Source organism: Bacteroides sp. AN502(2024) (assembly GCF_041227145.1).
GTDB lineage: Bacteria > Bacteroidota > Bacteroidia > Bacteroidales > Bacteroidaceae > Bacteroides.
Genome location: NZ_JBGFSP010000003.1, coordinates 2065068 through 2088136, shown reverse-complemented (window position 1 = coordinate 2088136; position 23069 = coordinate 2065068). Strand labels below are relative to the sequence as shown.

Genomic DNA, 23069 nt, shown 5'->3' with positions numbered 1-23069 from the left:
TAATTTTTATGATTATGAAAAAGAATCTATTTAAGAGTGCATTGACTATGTGTGCGCTGGGAGCAATATTTGCGGCATGCAGCAATGAGGGGAATGAAGTTCCCGAGGTGAAAAAGGGAGAAAAGAAAACGGTGTTCATGAAGCTGGATTTAAAACCGCAGACGAGAGCCACGGAAGATAAGCTTGATCCAGCAGTCCCAGCCGATGCCAAAGTTCCGGTAAACCAATTAGACATATTCTTCTACGAGGGAGGAAGTGGAAACATCCAGAAGCATTTGACAATCTCATCTACTACCACACCTTCTATCACCGACCTTACCAACGGAGCTCGACTTACCGAAATTCCTTCGGCAGCAGAACAAGGTGTTGGTACGCGGTAATGTGCCCGCTTCCGTTGTGTTACCTGCAAACGGACCTATCTCCGCCGTTGAAAACTTGATGGTCGATATCACAACTCAGAATGACAAAAACAACATCTTGTTGGGACATATTGCCAAAAATCTTTCGGAATGGCATACCGGTGATCCTAACATCTTCGGTACAGTTACAACTGCTATCGATGGCGACAAGTACGCTGAGGTTGAGTTGGAGCCTGCTGTAGCCCGTATCGAGTTCGAGGGTTTGCAGACAACAACCGTTACCGCCATTACCGGCTTCGACTTGAAAGGTATCTATCAGAACAATTTCTTCACAAAGTTGAAAATGGGAGATGGAAGTTCCGACGATAAGAAGGATTATGGAATCAATCCAGCCAATTATGCCTTAGGTCAAGGTCTTTTCACTGGCATAAACAAAGAGAAACTGTTCGATGAGTTCACTCCTGTCTATTCTGCTACAGGTAGCCCGTTGGCAGTCAGTCCTGCCGGTGGTGCCGATAAGCGTTGGGTTTACCACATATATGAAAACGGTGCCACAGATGCCAACGATCAGTTACAGCTGATATTCAAATTGGAAAATTTGCAGCCCAGTGCAACCATCCCCAGCCCTCAGTTCTTGACGGTAAGAGGCTTTAAGAACAGTAGCGGTCAACTTGTGGAAATACAAAAGGGTAAGATCTATACGGTGTCCAAATCCGACTTCACATTCAACGAAAGCAACCTGACCACTGTTCCTAACACCAATGCCGTAGGCGTTTGGTTGAAAGTAACGGTGAAGCCCTGGGAGGTTGTAAACGTTAAACCTAACCTGTAACCATGGAAAAGTAGGATCGGGATAGGTAAAACACCCCTTGTGATCAACCACGGCTCCCGATCCTACCAATCGATTGATTGCTGTTATATATTAAGATATGCTCCCCGTGTAATAGGGTTAATTCTATTTCTATTCATTTACTTTTTATCCCATGGGAGCATAGGCAGGCGGCGGTTCACCCCTATTCCGCACGCCTGCCTTTACAAAGAAACTGAATTTGAAACTCCGGTCCGGCCATAATCACAATAGAGGTATAGCCGCAGGCCTATAACAAAAAAATATGACGTTGTCGCTCAAAAAACTTCATTCAAAATGACATTACACATCAAAATCCATCAAGTTGTATGCTGTCTGATACTTCCTGTGCTTTTACCTATATGCTTGTCAGGGTGTATCAGAGAGTCTTTGGAGGGGTGTCCGCTGGATGCCCTGCTGAAATTCACCTATAAGCCCGACGGTACCACTTCCGATCTGTTCGGGCAACGTGTGCAACGAGTGACACTGTGTGTATATCGTCCCGACGGTAGTATAGAGCACACGCAAACACTGGAAAGCACCGAACTTTCCCAACTCCAGGGAGCGGAACTCTACCTTCCCCAAGGAGAGTACACAGTGGTCTGCTGGGCGAATGCCACGGCAGAAAACAGCAAGCTCGGAGGATTCCGGAAGGGGGAAACCATCACCGATTTATTCCTCGAGCATCCGCAGGCGCAAACCTCTCAGGAGATCCCCACTCTCGACAAACTGCTGTTCGCCACGGCGAGCCTGAGCGTGAACGAGCGGAACGCGGGTGTGGCAACCGAAGTCAACTTCAGCACCAAGACCATCTGCTTGAAAGTGCTGCTGAAAGGAATAAGCCTGAAACCCAAGATAACAACGGACGGATTGGCGTCCGCCCTGCACCCCGTAAAGGATAATGACACGGGAGAATGGAAAGTGCTTCCGGTGGAGCAGGGAAAGACATACGTTCCGGCAGTGGAATACGACGGGACGAAGAAAGAGGCCGCGGCCATAATGGACGTGCCCCGGTTCGGGGCGGACACGCCCGCCGTGCTGAACCTGAAAGACAACGCGGGCAACCTCATCGCACCCCCCGTTTCGATAGCCGAACTGATCCGAAAGTACAACATACAGATAGGGGAAGAAAACGAAATCGTAATCCCCATCGAAATTACATTTACCAACGGACACGCGAAGATTACGATCAAGGACTGGGAAAGCCAGAACGTGAAGCCGGGAGGAGTGTGAAAAGCACGTCAGGCAATCATGAAACGCAAATTATAAAAACAATATATTATGCAAAGTAGTTCAATCATCATACCATTTCGCAACCTGTTATCGGTCTTGTTATTCTTGCCGTTCGTACTCTCGTGTCGGCAAGACGACCCCATTCTTCCTGCTCCCCCTACGCCCGGCAAAGGTGAAACGGCGAAGGTGACGCTTGCCCTCCACATTCCCGATTTCCGGGCAGCAAATACCCGTGCGGGAGTACATGAGGAAAAAATAGACAAGATTACCGTGCTGATGTTCGCCGAAGAAAGCGGTACGGAGAAAGTCAAGGTGAAAAAGAATATCCCCTACGCCTCGCTCCTTGACGGCGGTGCTCCGGATACGAAAATCTTCAGCACACCCGTCACCCCAGGAATATACAAACGTATAGTTCTCGTAGCCAATGCCGAAACGGAACTATCCGGAATCAATGTAGGTTCTACCTACGATGCCCTGAAACAAGTGGAAGCCACAGGCAAATTCGGACAAAAGGGAGGAACGGAACCGGACAGCTACATCCCCATGTACGGCGAGTATGCGCCGACTGAGGGTATCAAGCTGGAAGCAGGCGTGTCGCGAACCATTGCGCAGGCGTTACAGCTTATCCGCATGCTGGCACGTGTGGACATCATCAATCCGGCAACTTCGGGAGCCACTACAGTAGGACAAGTCTACTTCGTCAACCCCGCGAGAAACGGGCGCGTTTGGGTCGATCCCGTCTCCTACAACACAAGCAATCCGCAGTCGGGATACATGTCCCCTACACTGCCCGGCACACTTCAAAAAGCCAATGGCAGCGATCCTCTTTTGGGAGCGGGAGACCTCGGAGTTCAGGTCATAACGTATTACTTGAACGAGCAGCCTGCCACTTCTACCACCCTCACCACCTCCGGCAACAACCGCCCCTGCATCGTGATGATTCTTGCCTATCAGGGAAGACAATACTACTACCGCATGGACTATACTTGGGACGGCATCAAGGGCGGCGGAGTGCCTCCTTATGAAAAGGGAAAGCCCATGCCTATCCTACGCAACCACCGTTATATCTTCAACATCAAGGAAGTGAAAGGACCGGGATTCCTTACTTTGAGAGAGGCGTTACAAAGCCCGGAAAACCATACCAACCACCACAACATCGTGGTGACACCCGTCGTGGTGGACGAGGCGTTCACGGACGTGACGTTTACCGACGAGGGATACTTCCTTGCCGTGACCCGCACGGCGATGACGCTCAAGGGAAAGAAAACCATAGCAAGCATGGACAACAAGGTGGAAGTATTTACCAATGTTACGAGCGGTTTCCAAGTACAGGCGTTCAACGAGAACGGTGCGGAAGTGCCTACCGGTGGTTGGCTAAAGCCGAGCGTAAGCACCGGTGCTGCAAACAGCAAACAAACCGTGCAAGCTATAACCAACGGCGTGGGAAAGCTGAAAGGCTACTTAGAGATATGTGCCGGGCGACTGTACACCAAAGTGAATGTAGAGCAGATTTGGAAGTTGCCGCTGGAGTATGTAGCGGAGTATAACCTCGCCGGCGGGTTCCAGTATTATGGTTCTTCTTTCAATTCTTCCTTTCCTGCGGGTGCTACTCCCACCACTGCCCAGACCGATAACGTCCTCCGTTGGGCTACGAGCCATGCCAATGACCAGAGCGGTTATTATAATTGGTACGTGCTCAAAGGCATAACCGAAGGCACATACAACCCGAGCGGTAAAAACTTGTTCGATGATTCTTTCTTCACCACCGGTGCGGGCAAGGGTTACCACCTGCCTTCCCGTTGGGAGCTAGCGGGTGTCTTCTCTTACGATGGTCAAATAAGATTCAATACATCTGCATTCATACCGCCTATAAATGAAGCGATAGAGTTCGGGGGTATTAAAAAGACTTATTTGAACGCGTATAATTGTATGGGTACCAACGTTTGTTATTGTTTACGCTTCCAACCGGGTACCGGTAATCCTAGCGGTGGTTTTTTGCTTTCTGATTTTCCCAAAGCTACCGATAACAGTATGCTTTGCGCTTACCGTTACACCCGTGAGGGAACTTTTGCCAACGATAATAACCTCACTGCCCAACTGAAAGTCGACTGCGTTTACTTGGGCGAGGCCGGGGCTTCTATTTCCGTTTCTGATATCAGTAATGATACTTGGTGGAATGACCATGCTTCCGAGACCGTCACCCGTACCTTCCCTGCCGCCGGGTATATTTCCGCCGCGATGCACAGTTCGGGTTCGCTCGGCAACCGGGGCGACAACGGTTACTATTGGTCGGGCACGAAGAGCGGCGGTTCCATCGCATGGAACGCGAACTTCAACTCGAACTACGCGAGCGCGTACAACAGCTACTACACGGGCTACTGGTTCCCCGTCCGCCTGTTCGCCAATGAATGACCAAGACGACGTATTGCCCCATTCCATCACCTCCGGGCGATTGATGTCCAGTGAGAGTCGGTAAGAGAAAAAACGGAAACGCTCACAAGAAAAAGACAATAAGCAAAAAACGTATCTATAATGGAAATATCTATTTATCACAAAACATTTAAAGTTATCCTGTCGCCGATGGCGAGAATTCTTTTCGTGGCAGGCGTGTTGCTGTCTGCCTGCGCTGACAGCGAGCAAACCTCGTCACCCGTACCCGACCATACGGCAACCTTGCAACTTGTCTTCAAGCAGCAGGGACCGGCGACCGAGTCATCCCCAACGCAGCTCAAGGGTACAGACAGTTTTTCCACCGATACTCCGCTCACGGTATATGCCGATGCCCCGCTCACAATGGATGTCGGAGGAGTCACCCGTACACCGATGACCCGTGCCGGTTTGGAAGACGACATCAAGACGGTGGACGTGCTTTCGTTTAAGGTAGACCCGTCGGATCCGACGAATATGACGGCAGGCACGTTCTTCTACCGCGTCCGTGGACGTTACGAGACATCCGGCGGACAAGGTTACGTCCGTGTGCAGCTCGTGAGCAGTGCCGAGAAGCAGACGCTCGTGGTGCTGGTAAATGCCCGCAAGCAGGTGGAAGGGCTGGGTGCCTTCTACGGTGAGATGAGGGAGTTGGTGATGAGACGCTTGACGCTCTCCTCCGATGCGACAACAAGCCAAATCAATATAAACCCGGCTGACGGCATGCCCATGTGGGGCGAGCTAACCGCACAGTCAGTGGATGGGAATTACGCTCAAACACAGTCAACAGCTCCTGTGGTGACACTGGAACGTATGGTGGCGAAGGTGACTTTCAAGGTGGGCGTCGAACATATCTATGCGCTCCACTACTACCATGGCTATGATGCCGGACGCATCGTCCCGAACAATACGGCGGGTATGCCTACGGTAGATCCCTGGAATATCACGACGAGGCCATACGTGGACTATTCGCCTGCGACTTCCTCCTTTGGGGATGCATCATTCTTCCTGTTCGAGTCGGACAACCGTACAAAAGCCTCCGACAATAAGCTGTCAAACAGTTTCTTTACCATCAAGGCTAGCAACTTCCAAGCCGGAAGTTTCTGGTATCGCGTAGACCTGATGAACTATAACACAGGGGAATACTACGATATCCTGCGCAACCGACATTACGTGATAGAAATGACCAATGGCGGTACGATCAATACTCCCGGTGCCGCCACCGAAGAGGAAGCCATCCGAGGAAGTTACAGGTTCAAATGCCGCATCGTCCCGTGGAACGAAGTGCGGGAAGAGGTGGTTGTGCCGGGCAACAAACGGCTGACGGTGGATAAGCGCAGCATCCGGTTAAGCGGTGCTTCGGCTGCCACCACAGGCAAAACGCTGACCGTCACCACCGAGAATACGGGAGGATGGACGATCACCGACATCCCCTCGTGGCTTACCGTCTCGCCAACGTCAAGCACTACCGACGGTACCGGTGTCATTACCGTAAAATCAAGAGGTACCGATGCCATCAATAACGGAACTTTCAAGCTCAAGGCCGGCAATGCGCAGATGGACATCAAGGTAAAGCTCGGCAAGCTTCCTTTGGAATACGTTGCCGAATACAACCTTGCGGGCGGTTTCCAGTATGGTTCTTCTTTCAACCCTTTCAGAACTGCTTATAGTCCTACGGGTGTTATTACTCCCACCACTGCACAGACCGATAACGCCCTCCGTTGGGCTACAAACCATAATAACGACCAAAGCGGTTATTATAATTGGTACGTACTCAAGGGTATAACCCAAGGCACATACAACCCGGCAGGCAAGAACCTCTTCAATGATTCTTTCTTCACCACCGGTGCGGGTAAGGGTTACCATTTGCCTTCCCTCCAAGAACTAACGGGTGTTTTCGCTTATAGTAGTGTGAATAACTACAATCCCTCTGGCGCTGATTACAATACTAACGAGGCTATTGAGTTCGGTGGTGTCAAGAAGACTTTCGGTGCCGATTATAGATCTTCCCGCCGTCCTAGAATTTGTTATGCTCTGCGTTTCAAGAAAGCTACGGGTAGCCCTATAAATGATGGTTCTTCCCTGTTGTCGGACTTCCCCCAAGCCACCGATAACAGTATGCTTTGCGCTTATCGTTATACTATAGTCGGTTCGTTTCTCAACACCCAAAATCTTACTTCTCATCTGAAAGTCGAATGCGTTTACTTAGGCGAGGCCAGGGCTTCCATCCCCATCAGTACTATCAGTAATGATTCTTGGTGGAATGCCCGTGCTTCCGAGACAGTCACCCGTATCTTCCCTGCCACCGGGTCAATTTGGCCCGCTCTTGTGTCCGGTTCTTCGGGTAAGCTCGGCCTCCGGGGCTACCACGGTTACTATTGGTCGGGCACGGAGCGCCGCTACGATTCCTATTCACACCATGCGTTCTTCAACGATTACCGCGCGAACTCGTACGGAGAAAGCAGCACCACCAAGGGCAGCGGATTCGCCGTCCGCCTGTTCGCCCGGGAATAATAAGACGGCGTATTGCCGTCTTGACCATCCGACAGGCCTAATTTCCTTCTCCCTCACCATAAGTGAAGAGGGGGGCTTGTTGCGAAGCAAAAGACATCATTGTCGCTTAATCAAAAAAAGAACGAACTATGCCAATTCTCATTACAAACTAAAATACCCGCCCGCCCGTTTCCTGCAAAGGCAACGTCAAGGTCCAACTCAGACAACATCAAAGTCCGACTTAGACGATGCCAAGAGTCCGACCTCGGCATGGTCGAGAGTCCACTCTCGGCAAACCCTCTCAGGAGCATGTCCGGAGACAAAGGCAGGCTATTGTCAAACCCTTCAACAATTTATTACAATGTTATTCTACAAAAAACAGAAATCACAGCTCAAAGACAGGCCGGTGAAGTATTATCCGCTGGTAGTTACCGTAGGCAAAGCCGCTGACACACAGGAAGTGGCACGATGGATTGCCCGAGAAAGCACTCTCTCTCCCGCTGATGTGCACGCGGTGATCCGTGCTCTACCCGACGTCATGTCGCGCATCATGTCCGAAGGACGAAGCGTAAGCCTCGACGGACTGGGCTCGTTCCGCTACACGGGCGTAGTAGGCAAAACCGTGGACCGCCCCGAGGAGGTGAACGGAGACCTTTTCAGAGGGATTCGCGTGCGATTCACCCCCGCGCGTGAACGAAAGGACCTCGGAACGGGATACACCCGCGCACTGGTGAGCGACATCAGCTTCACCGAGTGGCAGGGAAAGACGGTGAAGAAAAAGCCGGGAACCGAAAATGGCGGCGACACTTCCTCACCCGGACAAGGCTCCGGCAAGCCCGGCGAGGCCCCCAACCCGAGCGCATAAAAGGCAGGACGCAAAGTGCAATCCTGCAAGAAATCTCCAACCATAAAAGACCTATGAACAAACAACACACCCTTCCCGCCCTCTTTCTCCTATCCGCCCTCCTGTCCGCCCTGTGCGGATGCCGAGGCAAGGATGCCGACCCCACCCGCCCCACCGCCGTTGTCTGCCACCGGGCCACCCGCCTGCCCAACCGTCCGCCGCTTGTGGGCAAGAAGGCGCCCCGGCTGTCCCGCACCGATCCGTCGGTGCCGGGAGGTGTCACGCTGCTGGTTTTCTATCGGACGGACTGCGAGACGTGCGAGTCCGTCCTGCGTGACCTGCGCGGATTCTACCCCACCCTGCAGGAGAGAAATGTACGCATCGTCTCCATCTCCTGTGACAAGGACCAATCCGTCTTCTCCTCCCGTGCCGCCGCCTTTCCCTGGGCGACGAAATGGCACGACTCCCGAGGTTTCTACAGTCCCGACTTCGAAGCCTACGGCGTGACGGTTACCCCGACCCTTGTCCTTGTGAATCCGGACGGGCGGGTGGCCGGATCATACGGCACACTCAAAGAAACCGGTCTGCTCCGCAGTTTTTACTGACAGCACGTTGTAATTTAAAGATTATCACGTATCTTTGCCTCCTCAAATCATAAATACGAGATATGACTGTTACAATCAAGAAAGTCTCTACAAAGAGAGAGCTTAAGAAATTTATCCGTTTCAATTACAGAATGTACAAGGATAATCCTTACTCTGTGCCTGATCTTTATGACGATATGCTCAACACTTTCAACAAGAAAAAGAACGCGGCATTCGAATTCTGTGAAGCAGATTATTTCCTCGCATACCGGGACGATAAAATAGTAGGACGTGTAGCTGCAATCATCAACAGTCGGGCGAACGCAAAATGGGAATGTAAGAACGTCCGTTTCGGATGGATAGATTTCATCGACGATCCCGAAGTGTCGTCCGCACTCATCCAAACAGTGGAAGAATGGGGAAAAGAACGGGGTATGACCCACATTGTAGGTCCTCTCGGGTTTACCGATTTTGATGCCGAAGGAATGTTGATTGAAGGATTCGACCAACTGAGCACCATGGCCACTATCTACAACTATCCTTACTATCCCGCGCACATGGAGAAGCTGGGCTTTGAGAAAGACGCCGACTGGGTGGAATACAAAATCTATATACCGGATAGCATTCCCGACAAGCACCAACGAATCTCCGAACTGATCCAACGAAAATATAACCTCAAAATAAAGAAATACACCTCCGGAAGAAAAATAGCCAAAGACTACGGACAGAAGATTTTCGAACTGATGAACGAAGCATACAGCCCGCTCTACGGCTATTCTCCATTGACACAGCGACAGATCGACCAGTATGTGAAAATGTACCTCCCCATCCTTGACTTACGGATGGTTACCCTGATCACCAATGCCAACGACGAGCTGGTTTGCGTAGGTATCTCCATGCCATCCCTTGCCGAGGCACTGCAAAAATCACACGGACGTCTGTTACCGCTCGGATGGTTCTATCTGCTGAAAGCACTATTCATGAAACGTCGTGCCAAAATGCTTGACCTGCTACTTGTTGCAGTGAAACCGGAATACCAAAATAAAGGTGTTAATGCTTTGTTATTTTCCGATTTAATTCCGGTTTATCAAAAATTAGGTTTTATCTTTGCGGAAAGCAATCCCGAACTGGAACTGAACGGAAAAGTCCAGGCACAATGGGATTACTTTGAGACTCAACAACATAAGCGCCGCCGTGCGTTCATCAAAGAGATAAAATAAAAAACAGCTATGGAAGAGAACGAATTGATACCTGTAGATAACAACAATGCAGTAGAGTACACTGACGACAACATCCGCCACCTGAGCGACATGGAGCATGTGCGCACACGACCCGGTATGTATATCGGAAGGCTGGGCGACGGTGCACATGCCGAAGACGGAATCTATGTCCTCCTGAAAGAAGTGATTGACAACAGTATTGACGAGTTCAAAATGCAAGCCGGTAAGAAAATCGAAATTACCGTTGAAGAAAACCTTCGTGTCAGCGTACGCGACTACGGACGAGGCATCCCGCAAGGAAAACTCATCGAAGCAGTCAGCGTGCTGAATACCGGTGGTAAATACGACAGTAAAGCATTTAAGAAAAGTGTCGGACTGAATGGTGTCGGTGTGAAAGCCGTCAATGCGCTAAGCTCCCGTTTCGAGGTACGCAGTTACCGCGACGGCAAAGTACGTATCGCTGTTTTCTCAAAAGGTAACCTGCTGACCGATGAGACACAGAACACCGAGGAAGAAAACGGAACATACATCTTCTTCGAGCCGGATAATACACTGTTCCTGAATTACAGCTTCAAGCCCGAATTTATTGAAACAATGCTACGTAATTACACGTACCTTAATACAGGGCTTGCCATTATGTATAACGGACACCGTATCTTGTCACGCAACGGTCTGGTAGACCTGTTGAATGACAACATGACGGCAACCGGACTTTACCCGATCATCCATCTGAAAGGGGAGGACATCGAAATAGCCTTCACCCATACGGGACAGTACGGAGAAGAGTACTACTCGTTTGTCAACGGACAGCATACGACTCAGGGGGGTACACATCAAAGTGCCTTCAAGGAGCACATTGCCCGCACCATCAAGGAGTTCTTCAACAAGAACATGGATTACACCGATATCCGCAACGGATTGGTGGCTGCCATTGCCGTCAATGTGGAGGAACCGATCTTCGAGAGCCAGACCAAGACGAAGCTGGGGTCGACCAACATGTGGCCCGCCAATCCACAGGAGGATAAGCAGGCCGGTCCCACCATCAACAAGTTTGTGGGCGACTTCATCAAGCAGGAGGTCGACAACTTCCTCCATAAGAACGCTGATGTGGCGGAGGTGATGCAGCAGAAAATACAGGAATCCGAAAAAGAACGTAAAGCCATTGCAGGTGTAACGAAACTTGCTCGTGAACGCGCCAAGAAGGCGAACCTGCATAACCGTAAATTACGCGACTGCCGCATCCACTTCAACGACCCGAAAGGGAAAGGGCTGGAAGAAGACTCCTGCATCTTTATCACCGAGGGAGACTCTGCAAGCGGTTCCATCACCAAGAGTCGTGACGTAAACACTCAGGCGGTATTCAGCCTCCGTGGTAAACCGTTGAACTCTTTCGGACTGACGAAAAAGGTGGTTTACGAGAACGAAGAATTCAACCTGCTCCAAGCAGCCCTGAATATAGAAGATGGTTTGGATGGTCTGCGCTACAACAAAGTGATCGTAGCAACCGATGCCGATGTGGACGGTATGCACATCCGCCTGCTGCTGATTACGTTCTTCCTGCAATTCTTCCCAGACCTTATCAAAAAGGGGCATGTATATATCCTGCAAACTCCCTTGTTCCGCGTGCGCAACAAGAAAAAGACAGTTTATTGCTACAGCGAGGAAGAGCGTATCAACGCCATCAACGAATTAAGCCCGAATCCGGAAATCACGCGATTCAAAGGTTTGGGAGAAATCTCACCGGACGAGTTCAAACACTTCATCGGCAAGGATATGCGTCTGGAACAGGTGACGCTGCGCAAAACGGATGCGGTAAAAGAACTACTCGAGTTCTACATGGGTAAAAATACCATGGAACGGCAGAACTTCATTATAGACAATCTGGTTATAGAAGAAGACTTGGCATCATGAGAAAAGCAATATTCCCGGGCACATTCGACCCCTTCACCATCGGACATTATTCGGTAGTGGAGCGTGCACTTACCTTTATGGACGAAATCGTGATAGGAATCGGTATCAATGAGAACAAAAATACCTATTTCCCCATCGAGAAAAGAGAGGAAATGATTCGGGAACTCTACAAGGACAACCCTCGTATCCAAGTAATGTCCTACGATTGTCTGACCATTGATTTTGCACAGGAAGTAGGGGCCAGGTTCATTGTCCGCGGCATTCGCACGGTGAAGGATTTCGAGTATGAAGAGACCATTGCGGACATTAACCGCAAACTGGCGGGGATTGAGACCATCCTGCTCTTCACAGAACCGGAACTGACTTGTGTCAGTTCTACCATTGTACGCGAGTTATTAACCTATCATAAAGATATCAGCCGGTTTATTCCTAAAGGAATGAAAATGAGTGAATAACACTCGTTAGAGAATAAGCGGTAAGTCGGAAAAGAAGATGAAGAAACTAACGATTATACTATCCGTTTGCTTGTGGGCAGTTGTCGCACAAGCCCAGAACTTCGGTTCCAAAGCCATGCGAAAATTACAAATGGCAGAGTTTGCAATCTCCAATTTCTATGTGGACAAAGTAGATGAAAACAAGTTGGTGGAAGAAGCCATCATCAAGATGCTGGCACAACTTGATCCACACTCTACTTACTCGGATGCAGAGGAAGTGAAGAAGATGAACGAACCGCTCCAAGGCAACTTCGAGGGTATCGGGGTGCAATTCCAAATGATAGAAGACACGCTGCTGGTGGTGCAGCCTGTCAGCAACGGTCCTTCCGAGAAAGTCGGTATCCTTGCCGGTGACCGTATCATTGCCGTGAACGACAGTGCTATTGCGGGAGTGAAAATGAGTACGGAAAATATCATGAAGCGTCTGCGTGGTCCGAAAGGTTCTAAAGTCAATCTGACTATCATTCGCCGTGGCGTGCAGGATCCTCTCTTATTTACTGTGAAAAGAGACAAGATACCTATTCTCAGCCTCGACGCCTCTTATATGATTCAACCTAAAACGGGTTATATCCGCATCAACCGTTTCGGAGCGACAACCGCCGAAGAATTCAAGAAAGCAATGAAATCCCTGCAGAAGCAAGGGATGAAGGATATGATTCTTGACCTGCAAGGCAACGGCGGAGGCTACCTCAACGCCGCCATCGACCTCGCCAACGAGTTTCTGGAGCAAAAGGAACTAATCGTCTACACCGAAGGGCGGACTGCCAAACGCAGTGATTTCTACGCCAAAGGCAACGGAGAATTCCGCAACGGCCGACTCATCGTACTGGTTGACGAATATACAGCCTCCGCCAGCGAAATCGTCAGCGGAGCAGTGCAGGACTGGGACAGAGGAATTATCGTAGGCCGCCGCTCTTTCGGCAAAGGGCTGGTGCAACGTCCTATCGACTTGCCGGACGGTTCTATGATTCGCCTGACGATTGCCCGCTATTATACTCCGTCGGGCCGCTGCATCCAAAAGCCTTATGATAGTTCGACCGATTATAACAAAGACCTGATAGAACGTTTCAACCACGGTGAACTGATGAATGCCGACAGCATCCACTTCCCTGATTCATTGAAGACGCAAACCAAGAAGCTCGGCCGTACCGTTTACGGTGGAGGGGGCATCATGCCGGATTATTTCGTGCCTATTGATACCACCCTTTATACGGATTACCACCGGAATCTGGTAGCCAAAGGAGTCATCATCAAATTTACCATGAAGTTCATCGAAGGACACCGGAAAGAGCTGGCTAATAAATACAAGAAATTCGAGTCATTCAATGATAAGTTTGTCATCGACGACGATATGCTGGTTACTTTACGTGAAATGGGCGAGACAGCGGGTGTGAAGTTCAACGAGAAACAATATGAAACGTCATTGCCACTCATCAAAACCCAACTCAAAGCATTGATTGCACGTGACCTTTGGGATATGAACGAATATTTCCAAGTGATGAATACCACGAATGAGAGTGTGCAGAAGGCATTGGAGATATTGAATTCGGATGAGTATCAGAAGAAGCTGAAATAAACTACTCGGCCCGATAGACCAACCGGTGCAATAATGCATAATAGAAACACTTGAAACTATGGTGTCGGGCAATTGCTCAACCACATCCGGCAACCATGAAAACCTGTGCGGTTGATGACAATAATATTTGCAAGCATTTCGTTACCATAAGCCGACAGCCGTGATTCACTTTACAAAAATAAAACTTTCTGTCCAATCAGTCACCATATTATGTCAAAAAACATAATCACTCCGATCCTCCATCTTCTGCAAAACCACTAATTTTGCAAATGGTATGATTGACAAGATAATCTATGTATATTTATTCCGTCTGTTCTATCGGGCACGATACCCGGATAGAGCGGGATTTATGGGTGCTATACTACCAAAGCTAGTGCTACTTTACTCTATAATGTATATTTTCACCGGAGCTGACGGATATGTGCATTTTGACAACACACTGGAAAAGACTGTTTGTTGTGGCGCAATAGCGGCTTGGGCATTGAATGGGATTTATATTCTGCATTTTTCATCTGGCAGGAACTACAACCGCACTGAAAAAGAAGTGCGTCAGGCAATGTCGCAACATCCCCTGCGATGGAAGGTAGTCATAAGTATTTATCTTGCTGCCACAACCGCATTTGCGGTATGGGTCTTCCGACATTAGATGGAAACCGAGTATGAGGTTATTCCCTAGAAGCAACCCCTCTTTAAGAAGAGTTCACCAAGAAGGTGCGCTACATAATAAGAAGGTGGTCGCAAGATTCGGGCAGGTTTGCCCAACCGTCCATGTCGATCAGCAGCGCACGCTTTACACAAAAGAGTGGCAAATGGTAAGAAAATCAAAAAGATACAATCGAAAACACATTAGCGCATTGATTCATCATTAAAGAATTATTTCTTTAATTCCTTGCTCAATCAATCTATTTCCCGTATTTTTGCAAACTGTAAGAGGTATAAAGCGTCTAAATTTTAGTTCTAACAATTAAATAATTTAAATTCAATCATTTATGTGGTTAAGTAATTCATCTGTAGGAAGGAAAGTGGTGATGAGCGTTACCGGTATCGCCCTTGTCCTGTTTCTAACATTTCACATGGCGATGAACTTGGTTGCAATCATCTCGGCTGATGGTTATAACATGATTTGTGAATTCCTGGGAGCAAACTGGTATGCGTTAGTGGCTACCGCAGGACTAGCTGCTCTTTTCGTGATTCACATCATCTACGCTTTCTGGCTGACAATGCAGAATCGCAAAGCGCGTGGTAGCGAACGATATGCAGTGGTTGACAAACCGAAAACTGTAGAATGGGCATCTCAAAACATGTTGGTACTGGGTCTGATCGTCATCGTAGGTCTTGGTTTGCACCTCTTTAACTTCTGGGCAAAAATGCAGTTGCCGGAACTGATGCACAACATGGGTATGCACGCTGACACACTGACGCTGGCTTATGCCGCTAACGGCGCTTATCACATCCAGCAGACTTTCTCTTGTCCGGTTTACGTGGTTCTTTACCTCGTCTGGCTATTTGCGCTGTGGTTTCACCTGACTCATGGTTTCTGGAGCTCCATGCAATCACTGGGATGGAACAACAAAGTATGGATCAATCGTTGGAAATGTATTTCTAACATCTATTCTACGATTATTGTACTCGGTTTCGCACTGGTAGTAGTGGTATTCTTCGTAAAAACACTGATTTGTGGCGATGCTTGCTAAATAGTAAATTGTAAATGATTAAATTGTAAATAATATTATGATCAAGATAGATTCAAAAATTCCAGAAGGCCCGGTGGCTGAGAAATGGACCAACTATAAAGCTCACCAGAAATTGGTGAATCCCGCTAATAAACGTCGTTTGGACATCATCGTTGTGGGTACGGGTCTGGCAGGTGCTTCTGCTGCTGCTTCACTTGGTGAAATGGGTTTCAGAGTATTCAATTTCTGCATTCAGGATTCTCCTCGTCGTGCACACTCTATTGCTGCACAGGGTGGTATCAATGCTGCAAAGAATTATCAAAATGATGGTGACTCCATTTACCGTCTGTTTTACGATACAGTGAAAGGCGGTGACTATCGTGCTCGTGAAGCAAACGTATACCGTCTGGCTGAAGTCTCCAACGCTATCATCGACCAATGTGTAGCTCAAGGTGTTCCTTTCGCCCGCGAATATGGTGGCACACTGGACAACCGCTCTTTCGGTGGCGCACAGGTATCCCGTACTTTCTACGCTAAAGGACAGACAGGCCAGCAGTTGTTGCTGGGTGCTTATTCTGCACTGAGCCGTCAGGTAAACGCAGGTACTGTTAAACTGTACACTCGCTATGAAATGCAGGATATCGTCATCATTGACGGACGTGCCCGCGGTATCATCGCTAAAAATCTTGTAACAGGTAAGCTGGAACGTTTCGCCGCTCACGCTGTAGTAATCGCTACCGGTGGTTATGGTAACACTTACTTCCTGTCTACTAACGCTATGGGTTGTAACTGTACAGCTGCCATCTCTTGCTACCGCAAGGGTGCTGTATTTGCCAACCCCGCATACGTTCAGATTCACCCGACTTGCATCCCCGTACACGGTGACAAGCAGTCAAAACTGACTTTGATGTCCGAATCTCTCCGTAACGACGGTCGTATCTGGGTTCCGAAGAAGAAAGAAGATGCTGTGAAACTTCAGAAAGGCGAAATCAAAGGAAGTGACATTCCGGAAGAAGACCGCGACTATTACTTGGAACGCCGCTATCCGGCATTCGGTAACTTGGTTCCGCGTGACGTTGCCAGCCGTGCCGCTAAAGAGCGTTGCGACGCAGGCTTCGGTGTAAACAACACCGGTTTGGCTGTATTCCTCGATTTCTCCGAAGCTATCAACCGGTTGGGTATTGACATCGTTCTTCAACGTTACGGTAACCTCTTCGATATGTACGAAGAAATCACCGACGTCAATCCGGGCGAACTGGCAAAAGAAATCAATGGAATGAAATATTACAACCCGATGATGATTTATCCGGCTATCCACTATACAATGGGTGGTATCTGGGTAGACTACGAACTGCAAACTACTATCAAGGGGCTGTTCGCTATCGGTGAATGTAACTTCTCCGACCACGGTGCAAACCGCCTCGGTGCTTCTGCATTGATGCAAGGCTTGGCTGACGGTTACTTCGTATTACCTTATACAATCCAGAATTATCTGGCAGATCAAATCACTGTTCCTCGTTTCTCTACCGATCTTCCTGAATTTGTTGAAGCAGAAAAGGCAGTTCAAGCTAAGATCGACAAGCTCATGAGTATCCAAGGTAAAGAATCTGTTGATTCTATCCACAAGAAACTGGGTCATGTCATGTGGGAATATGTAGGTATGGGACGTACGGCCGAAGGCCTGAAGAAAGGTCTTGCCGAACTGAAAGAAATCCGCAAGGAATTTGAAACGAATCTGTTTATTCCCGGTTCTAAAGAAGGTATGAACGTAGAGCTTGACAAAGCCATCCGTCTGTATGACTTCATCACTATGGGTGAGCTTGTTGCTTACGATGCATTGAACCGTAACGAAAGTTGTGGTGGTCACTTCCGTGAAGAATACCAGACCGAAGAAGGAGAGGCCAAACGTGATGACGAAAACTTCTTCTATGTAGCATGCTGGGAATATCAGGGTGACGATGAAAAGGCTCCGGTATTGCACAAAGAACCACTGGTATACGAAGCCATCAAGGTTCAAACCCGTAACTACAAGAGCTAATCGGTGAAGTTAAACATTTAAAAGAATTAGAAGAAAATGGATAAAAATATATCATTTACACTGAAGGTATGGCGCCAAGCTGGTCCGAAAGCTAAAGGTGCTTTTGAAACCTACCAAATGAAAGATATCCCCGGCGATACTTCCTTCCTCGAGATGCTGGATATTCTGAATGAACAGCTCATCAGCGAAAGAAAAGAACCGGTAGTATTCGACCACGACTGCCGCGAAGGTATCTGCGGTATGTGTTCTCTTTACATCAACGGACACCCGCACGGTCCTGCAACAGGTGCTACTACTTGCCAGATTTACATGCGTCGTTTCAACGACGGTGACACGATTACTGTTGAACCTTGGCGTTCGGCCGGTTTCCCGGTTATCAAGGACTTGATGGTCGACCGCACTGCATACGATAAGATTATGCAGGCTGGCGGTTACGTAAGTGTCCGTACAGGTGCTCCTCAGGATGCCAACGCTATCCTGATTCCGAAGCCTATTGCTGACGAAGCTATGGATGCAGCTTCTTGTATCGGTTGCGGTGCTTGTGTAGCTGCATGTAAGAATGGTTCTGCCATGTTGTTCGTTTCTGCAAAAGTCAGTCAGTTGAACTTGCTGCCGCAAGGTAAACCGGAAGCCTTGCGTCGTGCCAAAGCTATGTTGTCAAAGATGGATGAACTGGGATTCGGTAACTGTACAAACACTCGTGCTTGTGAGGCTGAATGTCCGAAGAACATTTCTATCAGCAACATCGCCCGCTTGAACCGTGACTTCATCATCGCAAAATTAAAAGACTAGAAATTGCTAGATTTCAATAGCGAGAGCTTAATTTGATTAATGACAGAATCCCCTGCCGGTCAGTCCGACAGGGGATTTCTTTATGTATGAATGGAACACGATGACTATAAATCTTACGCAAAGATATCGCTTCGCAGAATATAACCGATGACCTCTCCCTTACGTACGGTAGCACCTTGCTGTGCACATATCTCTACCACCCGTCCGGTAAATCCGGTCAGAATCTTTTCATATTCTCCCCATGGAGTAGAGAGATAACAAAATACTTCGTCATGCTGATATTTACGCCCGATAAATGGTGCAATGGACGGTCCTTCTACGGAAACTTCCCAAAGCACTTGCCCGTTACAGGGAGCAATAACCGGATCTGCCTTGGCACGCTTTAGCTTCTTAATTTCTTCCTCGGAATAGCCACTCTTTACCATGGCCGCATCCTTGGCACGTTGTAAATCATCTTCAAAACGTTTCTTGGCAACACCCGACTTATAATCACGATACTGACGATCATGCATAGCCAACTCGAAAAGTTCTTCGCCATCCTCACCATATTCCCAGCCATTCTCATCCATTTCCTTGCGATAAGCATCCAAAGCGTCCGGATAGTTCAACTGCGGATCGACATCGACAAATTCATATCCTTTAGATTTCGCCAACTCTACAATCTCCGGAGCAAGTGTACCCGGCAGACGTCCACTTTTACCCAGAATCATATCCCAAGTATGATTATCTATCATTGTCCAGCGTTCTTCCCCTTTCACCTGTTGCATCAGATTCATTAATGCAACATTCTTCACATACTGGCTGAAAGGAGTTACCAAAGGAGGATAACCTAGCTTAGGCCATACATATTCTACTTCATCAAAAAGCATCACAAGCAAATCATCCAAACTAAGTTCCGGCTCATTCTTACTCCTTAATATCATATTGATACCGGAATGTACCCCTTTCAAATCCGCCATCATAGATCCCATCATACCACCCGGCAAACCACATTTCAGTAAAAGTGATGACATATATTTATTGGTAGGATCCATAAAATAACCTAGAAAATCATCCATGAACTCTTGCGTCATAGCACGAGCTTTCATATATGCTTTCATATTTATGTCGGGAACCTGGAAGCCTAAATCTTTCAACATAGTCTGCACGGAGATTACATCCGGATGAACTTTGCCCCAGGACATGGGCTCCATAGCCACATCAATGATGTCTGCACCATTTTCGCAAACCTCAAGAATAGAAGCCATAGACAACCCCGGCCCGCTATGGCCATGATATTGAATCAATATATCCGGATGCTTCTCCTTGATGGTCCTGACCAATTCTCCTAACATACCCGGACGACCGATACCCGCCATATCTTTCAAGCATATTTCAGGTGCACCGGCCTCAATCAACTGCTCGGCAATTCGGGCATAATACTCAACAGTGTGTACGGGAGAATAGGTGATACAAAGAGTTGCCTGCGGAATCATGCCTGCTTCCAAAGCATATTTAATGGAAGGAATTATGTTTCTCGTCTCATTCAATCCACAGAATATACGTGTGATATCCACCCCTTGTGCATGCTTGACTTTATACATCAATTTACGCACATCCGCCGGAACCGGATACATACGCAATGCATTCAAACCACGATCGAGCATGTGCGTTTGAATGCCCGCTTCTCTAAAGGGTGCAGTAAAAGCACGGACAGCCTTATTAGGATTTTCGCCGTACAACAGATTCACTTGCTCAAAAGCACCACCGTTTGTTTCAACTCTGGCAAAACATCCCATCTCAATAATCAAAGGAGCGATACGGACAAGCTGATCAACCCGAGGTTGATATTTACCGGAAGATTGCCACATATCCCGATAAACAAGACTGAATTTGATTTCCTTTTTCATCATAGCCAATAATAAGTGATTTTCCTTCGGTTAACTTCACATATACAAATATAAAGGTTTGTTTTGACATATAGTCAAAAACTTCCTTTAAAAAACAGGTAAAAACAGATGTTTTACATCATAATGAAAGCAATCTATCCTTGCATGCGCACTAATGAAGTATTCAGATATATCCTTTAAAGAGCCAAGCGTTTTACAAAGTCCATTCATACTGAGGTTTGCACGATAATCGCTTTTCAAAGTCATCATTCGGATGTTGTGATTTGCCTTTAAATTTCGTATCTTTGAGTCATTGGGAACAACTTATATTTATCAATTTAACTTCAGATATCATGAATACAGATTATGAAAAAGAACTAAGGGAACTCGCCTTGCAATTACATCATGCTCAGATCCAAGAATACCCTTGGATCTCGGCAGATTTGGGAGATGCCATATCCTATATAAGAACTTTTGGTGATACCAATGTACATCTATATTATGATTACCTTATCAATATAGGTATGGGACTTATTAACGGGATCGAAGATCCATCACAATTTTAAAACAAATAGACAGTATGATTAATCTTTATAAACTTAACCTGTTGGTTGAATTATGAATTAAATGTTACTATTTTGTTACCCATTGTTAGTAATAAGCAGACTTCTTCTTTGAAAATCAGATTGATATACTTCTTGATATATAATATGTGACACCTTCTTTTGAGAGTTAACCTCTTCATTCGTTCTTTATACAGCTAGATGGTATGGCTACTACAAAGCAATTTGATGCACCAACGAGTGTTATTACCGACCCTCTCCCTGCTAATTTCATCAATTCCTCTTGCAACCTATCACCATCATTCTGAAACTCTTTATTCATCGTATTTACGGAGCGGTGATAGGTTGAAAGAGAATTTTCATCTATCCTAAAAGCATCCCACTCTAGCCTTTAAAAGTACATCGTGCACGATAACAGTGAAAATCAGTGAAAGAATTCAAAAGAGAAACAAATACGAGAGAATTATTTGGAGAGAACGTGATGAAGGCTTATATTTGTCATGTGATTTTTTTCATAGTATTAGATTTAAGGTTAACAAAGGTTGGAGCAAGGCGTTGCTCCTTTTTTTATATCTATAGGTAAGATTAATCCATGTGTATTAATTTAATAGCTGATACATACCTCCTGCCAATACACGAATCACCCCTTTCATTTCCAGTTCAAAAAGAACAGCATTTATCTTATTTACAGGGATATCTGCTTCTACTATCAGAGAGTTAATCTGTAAACTTCCCAGTTTCTCCAGAATAGAGACAATCTTTTGTTCTTCTTCGGATAAGTCGGGAAAAAGGCTACGCTGCACATTTACTTTCTCGGAAGAAGTTGACGAAATATTCCATCCCATCGCCTGTACAAGATCTTCGGCTGATAACAATAAGGAAGCCCTGTTATCTCTAATTAAGCGATTACACCCCTTTGAATATTCATCATTTATCCGACCAGGAAAAGCAAAACAATCGCGGTGATAACCTTCAGCAAGTTCAGCAGTAATTAATGAGCCTCCTTTTTCTCCCGATTCAATGACAACCGTAGCATCACACATACCCGCGACAATACGGTTACGACTGACGAAATTATGCTTGTCGGGATTTGTTCCGGACATAAACTCAGTAAGCAGTCCACCTCTTTCGCACATTTCAATGGCTGTTTTCCGATGGACATAAGGATAAATACGATCCATACCGTGCGCAAGAACACCTACCGTAGACAGGTCATTGACCAGCGATTCACGATGTGCATGGATATCAATCCCATAAGCAAGTCCGCTGACAACCAATACATCAGGACAAAGAACTTTCAGCTCGCGCAAGAAAGAGGCACAGATCCGGGTACCATAATCAGTGGCATTACGGGTACCTACCATATTTATGATATGCAGGGAATTCAAATCGGCATTTCCTTTAAAGAAAAGGACGATAGGAGCATCTTCACATTCCCTCAAACGGGAAGGGAAAGCCTCATCATGGAAAGTCAGACAGGAGATACGGTTCTTCCGTATAAACTCATATTCCAATTCGGCGCGAATCACAGCTTGAGGACAATCCAACGCCTCTATCACTCGTTGACTCACTTCAGGAATACGTTCCGGTATTTCTTTACGCAGACGGAAGACATCCACAGCATTGCCCATTCCGTCTATCAAGCGTTTCGCACCTATGTGCCCGATACCAGGCACCATTGTCAAGGCGATACTATAAATTTGTTCTTCTTCGGAGCTGTTCATTGCAGGTAAGGGGCAAAGACACTATCGAACAATTCGCTGTCACTCAAACGTCCGTTTACCACACATACCGTTTCAACAGTGGATTTCACTACTACTTTATAATCACTCTTACGGAAAATATCCTGATAAAACACATATTTGATACCTTCCTTCTTCATATAGAGTTTAGAAACAAACTCGTCTCCGCTTTTCAACGGCGTTTTAAATGCCATATTAATGCGTGCCACTACCGGGTCGACTCCCTGTTCGTGAAGTGCAGCAAAGCTGACACCGACCGATATCAGAAATTCATGACGGGTATGTTCCAGATAATGCTGATAGTTCGCATTATTAACAATTCCTTGAAGGTCGCACTCGTAATCGCGCACCTTCATTTCCAATTCATAGATATAGTTCATCAATTAAAAATTAAAAAATTGAAGA

Annotated in this window: 19 protein-coding genes; 16 read left to right on the top strand and 3 right to left on the bottom strand. The window is 47.2% G+C overall.

The genetic code is table 11. The annotated features are described in order from the left end of the window. The first annotated feature begins 14 nt into the window (after positions 1-14). From AB9N12_RS08040 to AB9N12_RS07970, 15 genes are all read left to right on the top strand, one after another. Entirely contained in the window at positions 15-380 is a 366-nt protein-coding gene (locus AB9N12_RS08040; RefSeq protein WP_369891215.1) for a hypothetical protein, read from the top strand. Then, positions 364-1191, top strand: a complete 828-nt coding sequence (locus AB9N12_RS08035; RefSeq protein WP_369891213.1) for a hypothetical protein — start codon at positions 364-366, stop codon at positions 1189-1191. Before AB9N12_RS08040 ends, AB9N12_RS08035 begins: the two co-directional genes overlap by 17 nt. Positions 1192-1503: 312 nt before the next feature. After that, on the top strand, positions 1504-2439 hold the full coding sequence (locus tag AB9N12_RS08030) for a FimB/Mfa2 family fimbrial subunit (protein ID WP_369891212.1): 936 nt from the start codon (positions 1504-1506) through the stop codon (positions 2437-2439). Positions 2440-2487: 48 nt separating this feature from the next. Further along, a complete protein-coding gene (locus AB9N12_RS08025) occupies positions 2488-4851 on the top strand; it encodes a fimbrial protein (RefSeq protein WP_369891210.1) in 2364 nt (787 codons plus the stop codon). A gap of 120 nt (positions 4852-4971) precedes the next feature. Then, positions 4972-7380, top strand: coding sequence for a hypothetical protein (locus AB9N12_RS08020; RefSeq protein ID WP_369891208.1), 2409 nt, complete (start codon positions 4972-4974; stop codon positions 7378-7380). Between the two features lie 340 nt (positions 7381-7720). Beyond that, positions 7721-8224 carry an HU family DNA-binding protein gene (locus AB9N12_RS08015; RefSeq protein ID WP_369891206.1) on the top strand — a complete coding sequence of 168 codons (504 nt, stop codon included), beginning with the start codon at positions 7721-7723 and terminating at the stop codon, positions 8222-8224. A 53-nt stretch (positions 8225-8277) separates the two neighbouring features. Beyond that, positions 8278-8808, top strand: a complete 531-nt coding sequence (locus AB9N12_RS08010; protein ID WP_369891204.1) for a peroxiredoxin family protein — start codon at positions 8278-8280, stop codon at positions 8806-8808. Between the two features lie 62 nt (positions 8809-8870). Then, on the top strand, positions 8871-10007 hold the full coding sequence (locus AB9N12_RS08005; RefSeq protein WP_369891202.1) for a GNAT family N-acetyltransferase: 1137 nt from the start codon (positions 8871-8873) through the stop codon (positions 10005-10007). A 9-nt stretch (positions 10008-10016) separates the two neighbouring features. Further along, complete coding sequence (locus tag AB9N12_RS08000; protein WP_369891200.1) at positions 10017-11918, top strand: DNA topoisomerase IV subunit B; 1902 nt, start codon at positions 10017-10019, stop codon at positions 11916-11918. Continuing rightward, positions 11915-12373: a pantetheine-phosphate adenylyltransferase gene (coaD, locus tag AB9N12_RS07995; RefSeq protein ID WP_369891198.1), complete on the top strand. Its 459-nt coding sequence runs from the start codon at positions 11915-11917 to the stop codon at positions 12371-12373. Before AB9N12_RS08000 ends, coaD begins: the two co-directional genes overlap by 4 nt. Positions 12374-12410: 37 nt before the next feature. Beyond that, positions 12411-13988, top strand: coding sequence for a S41 family peptidase (locus AB9N12_RS07990; protein WP_369891196.1), 1578 nt, complete (start codon positions 12411-12413; stop codon positions 13986-13988). Positions 13989-14262: 274 nt separating this feature from the next. Next, positions 14263-14634 carry a hypothetical protein gene (locus tag AB9N12_RS07985; RefSeq protein WP_369891194.1) on the top strand — a complete coding sequence of 124 codons (372 nt, stop codon included), beginning with the start codon at positions 14263-14265 and terminating at the stop codon, positions 14632-14634. Positions 14635-14977: 343 nt separating this feature from the next. Beyond that, positions 14978-15682: a succinate dehydrogenase/fumarate reductase cytochrome b subunit gene (locus tag AB9N12_RS07980; protein ID WP_369891192.1), complete on the top strand. Its 705-nt coding sequence runs from the start codon at positions 14978-14980 to the stop codon at positions 15680-15682. Between the two features lie 37 nt (positions 15683-15719). After that, positions 15720-17699, top strand: coding sequence for a fumarate reductase/succinate dehydrogenase flavoprotein subunit (locus AB9N12_RS07975; RefSeq protein WP_369891190.1), 1980 nt, complete (start codon positions 15720-15722; stop codon positions 17697-17699). Between the two features lie 36 nt (positions 17700-17735). Next, complete coding sequence (locus tag AB9N12_RS07970) at positions 17736-18491, top strand: succinate dehydrogenase/fumarate reductase iron-sulfur subunit (RefSeq protein WP_008761731.1); 756 nt, start codon at positions 17736-17738, stop codon at positions 18489-18491. A gap of 113 nt (positions 18492-18604) precedes the next feature. Here the strand turns inward: AB9N12_RS07970 and AB9N12_RS07965 are convergent, their stop codons facing one another. Then, positions 18605-20380 (bottom strand): oxaloacetate decarboxylase, encoded by a 1776-nt coding sequence (locus tag AB9N12_RS07965; protein ID WP_369892841.1) that lies wholly within the window; start codon positions 20378-20380, stop codon positions 18605-18607. Positions 20381-20712: 332 nt separating this feature from the next. On the opposite strand from AB9N12_RS07965, the gene AB9N12_RS07960 reads away from it, so the two are divergent. Next, positions 20713-20925, top strand: a complete 213-nt coding sequence (locus AB9N12_RS07960; protein WP_369891187.1) for a hypothetical protein — start codon at positions 20713-20715, stop codon at positions 20923-20925. A gap of 596 nt (positions 20926-21521) precedes the next feature. Here AB9N12_RS07960 and dprA read toward each other — a convergent pair. Both dprA and AB9N12_RS07950 read right to left on the bottom strand, forming a co-directional pair. Next, positions 21522-22646, bottom strand: a complete 1125-nt coding sequence (gene dprA, locus AB9N12_RS07955) for a DNA-processing protein DprA (protein WP_369891185.1) — start codon at positions 22644-22646, stop codon at positions 21522-21524. After that, positions 22643-23044 carry an acyl-CoA thioesterase gene (locus AB9N12_RS07950; RefSeq protein ID WP_369891183.1) on the bottom strand — a complete coding sequence of 134 codons (402 nt, stop codon included), beginning with the start codon at positions 23042-23044 and terminating at the stop codon, positions 22643-22645. Before AB9N12_RS07950 ends, dprA begins: the two co-directional genes overlap by 4 nt. Between the last annotated feature and the right edge of the window lie 25 nt (positions 23045-23069).

Coding starts and splice junctions, on each gene's coding strand:
- AB9N12_RS08040 (WP_369891215.1), top strand. CDS start 15: ATGAAAAAGAATCTATTTAAGAGTGCATTGACTATGTGTGCGCTGGGA.
- AB9N12_RS08030 (WP_369891212.1), top strand. CDS start 1,504: ATGACATTACACATCAAAATCCATCAAGTTGTATGCTGTCTGATACTT.
- AB9N12_RS08025 (WP_369891210.1), top strand. CDS start 2,488: ATGCAAAGTAGTTCAATCATCATACCATTTCGCAACCTGTTATCGGTC.
- AB9N12_RS08020 (WP_369891208.1), top strand. CDS start 4,972: ATGGAAATATCTATTTATCACAAAACATTTAAAGTTATCCTGTCGCCG.
- AB9N12_RS08015 (WP_369891206.1), top strand. CDS start 7,721: ATGTTATTCTACAAAAAACAGAAATCACAGCTCAAAGACAGGCCGGTG.
- AB9N12_RS08010 (WP_369891204.1), top strand. CDS start 8,278: ATGAACAAACAACACACCCTTCCCGCCCTCTTTCTCCTATCCGCCCTC.
- AB9N12_RS08005 (WP_369891202.1), top strand. CDS start 8,871: ATGACTGTTACAATCAAGAAAGTCTCTACAAAGAGAGAGCTTAAGAAA.
- AB9N12_RS08000 (WP_369891200.1), top strand. CDS start 10,017: ATGGAAGAGAACGAATTGATACCTGTAGATAACAACAATGCAGTAGAG.
- coaD (WP_369891198.1), top strand. CDS start 11,915: ATGAGAAAAGCAATATTCCCGGGCACATTCGACCCCTTCACCATCGGA.
- AB9N12_RS07990 (WP_369891196.1), top strand. CDS start 12,411: ATGAAGAAACTAACGATTATACTATCCGTTTGCTTGTGGGCAGTTGTC.
- AB9N12_RS07985 (WP_369891194.1), top strand. CDS start 14,263: ATGATTGACAAGATAATCTATGTATATTTATTCCGTCTGTTCTATCGG.
- AB9N12_RS07980 (WP_369891192.1), top strand. CDS start 14,978: ATGTGGTTAAGTAATTCATCTGTAGGAAGGAAAGTGGTGATGAGCGTT.
- AB9N12_RS07975 (WP_369891190.1), top strand. CDS start 15,720: ATGATCAAGATAGATTCAAAAATTCCAGAAGGCCCGGTGGCTGAGAAA.
- AB9N12_RS07970 (WP_008761731.1), top strand. CDS start 17,736: ATGGATAAAAATATATCATTTACACTGAAGGTATGGCGCCAAGCTGGT.
- AB9N12_RS07965 (WP_369892841.1), bottom strand. CDS start 20,380: ATGAAAAAGGAAATCAAATTCAGTCTTGTTTATCGGGATATGTGGCAA.
- AB9N12_RS07960 (WP_369891187.1), top strand. CDS start 20,713: ATGAATACAGATTATGAAAAAGAACTAAGGGAACTCGCCTTGCAATTA.
- dprA (WP_369891185.1), bottom strand. CDS start 22,646: ATGAACAGCTCCGAAGAAGAACAAATTTATAGTATCGCCTTGACAATG.
- AB9N12_RS07950 (WP_369891183.1), bottom strand. CDS start 23,044: ATGAACTATATCTATGAATTGGAAATGAAGGTGCGCGATTACGAGTGC.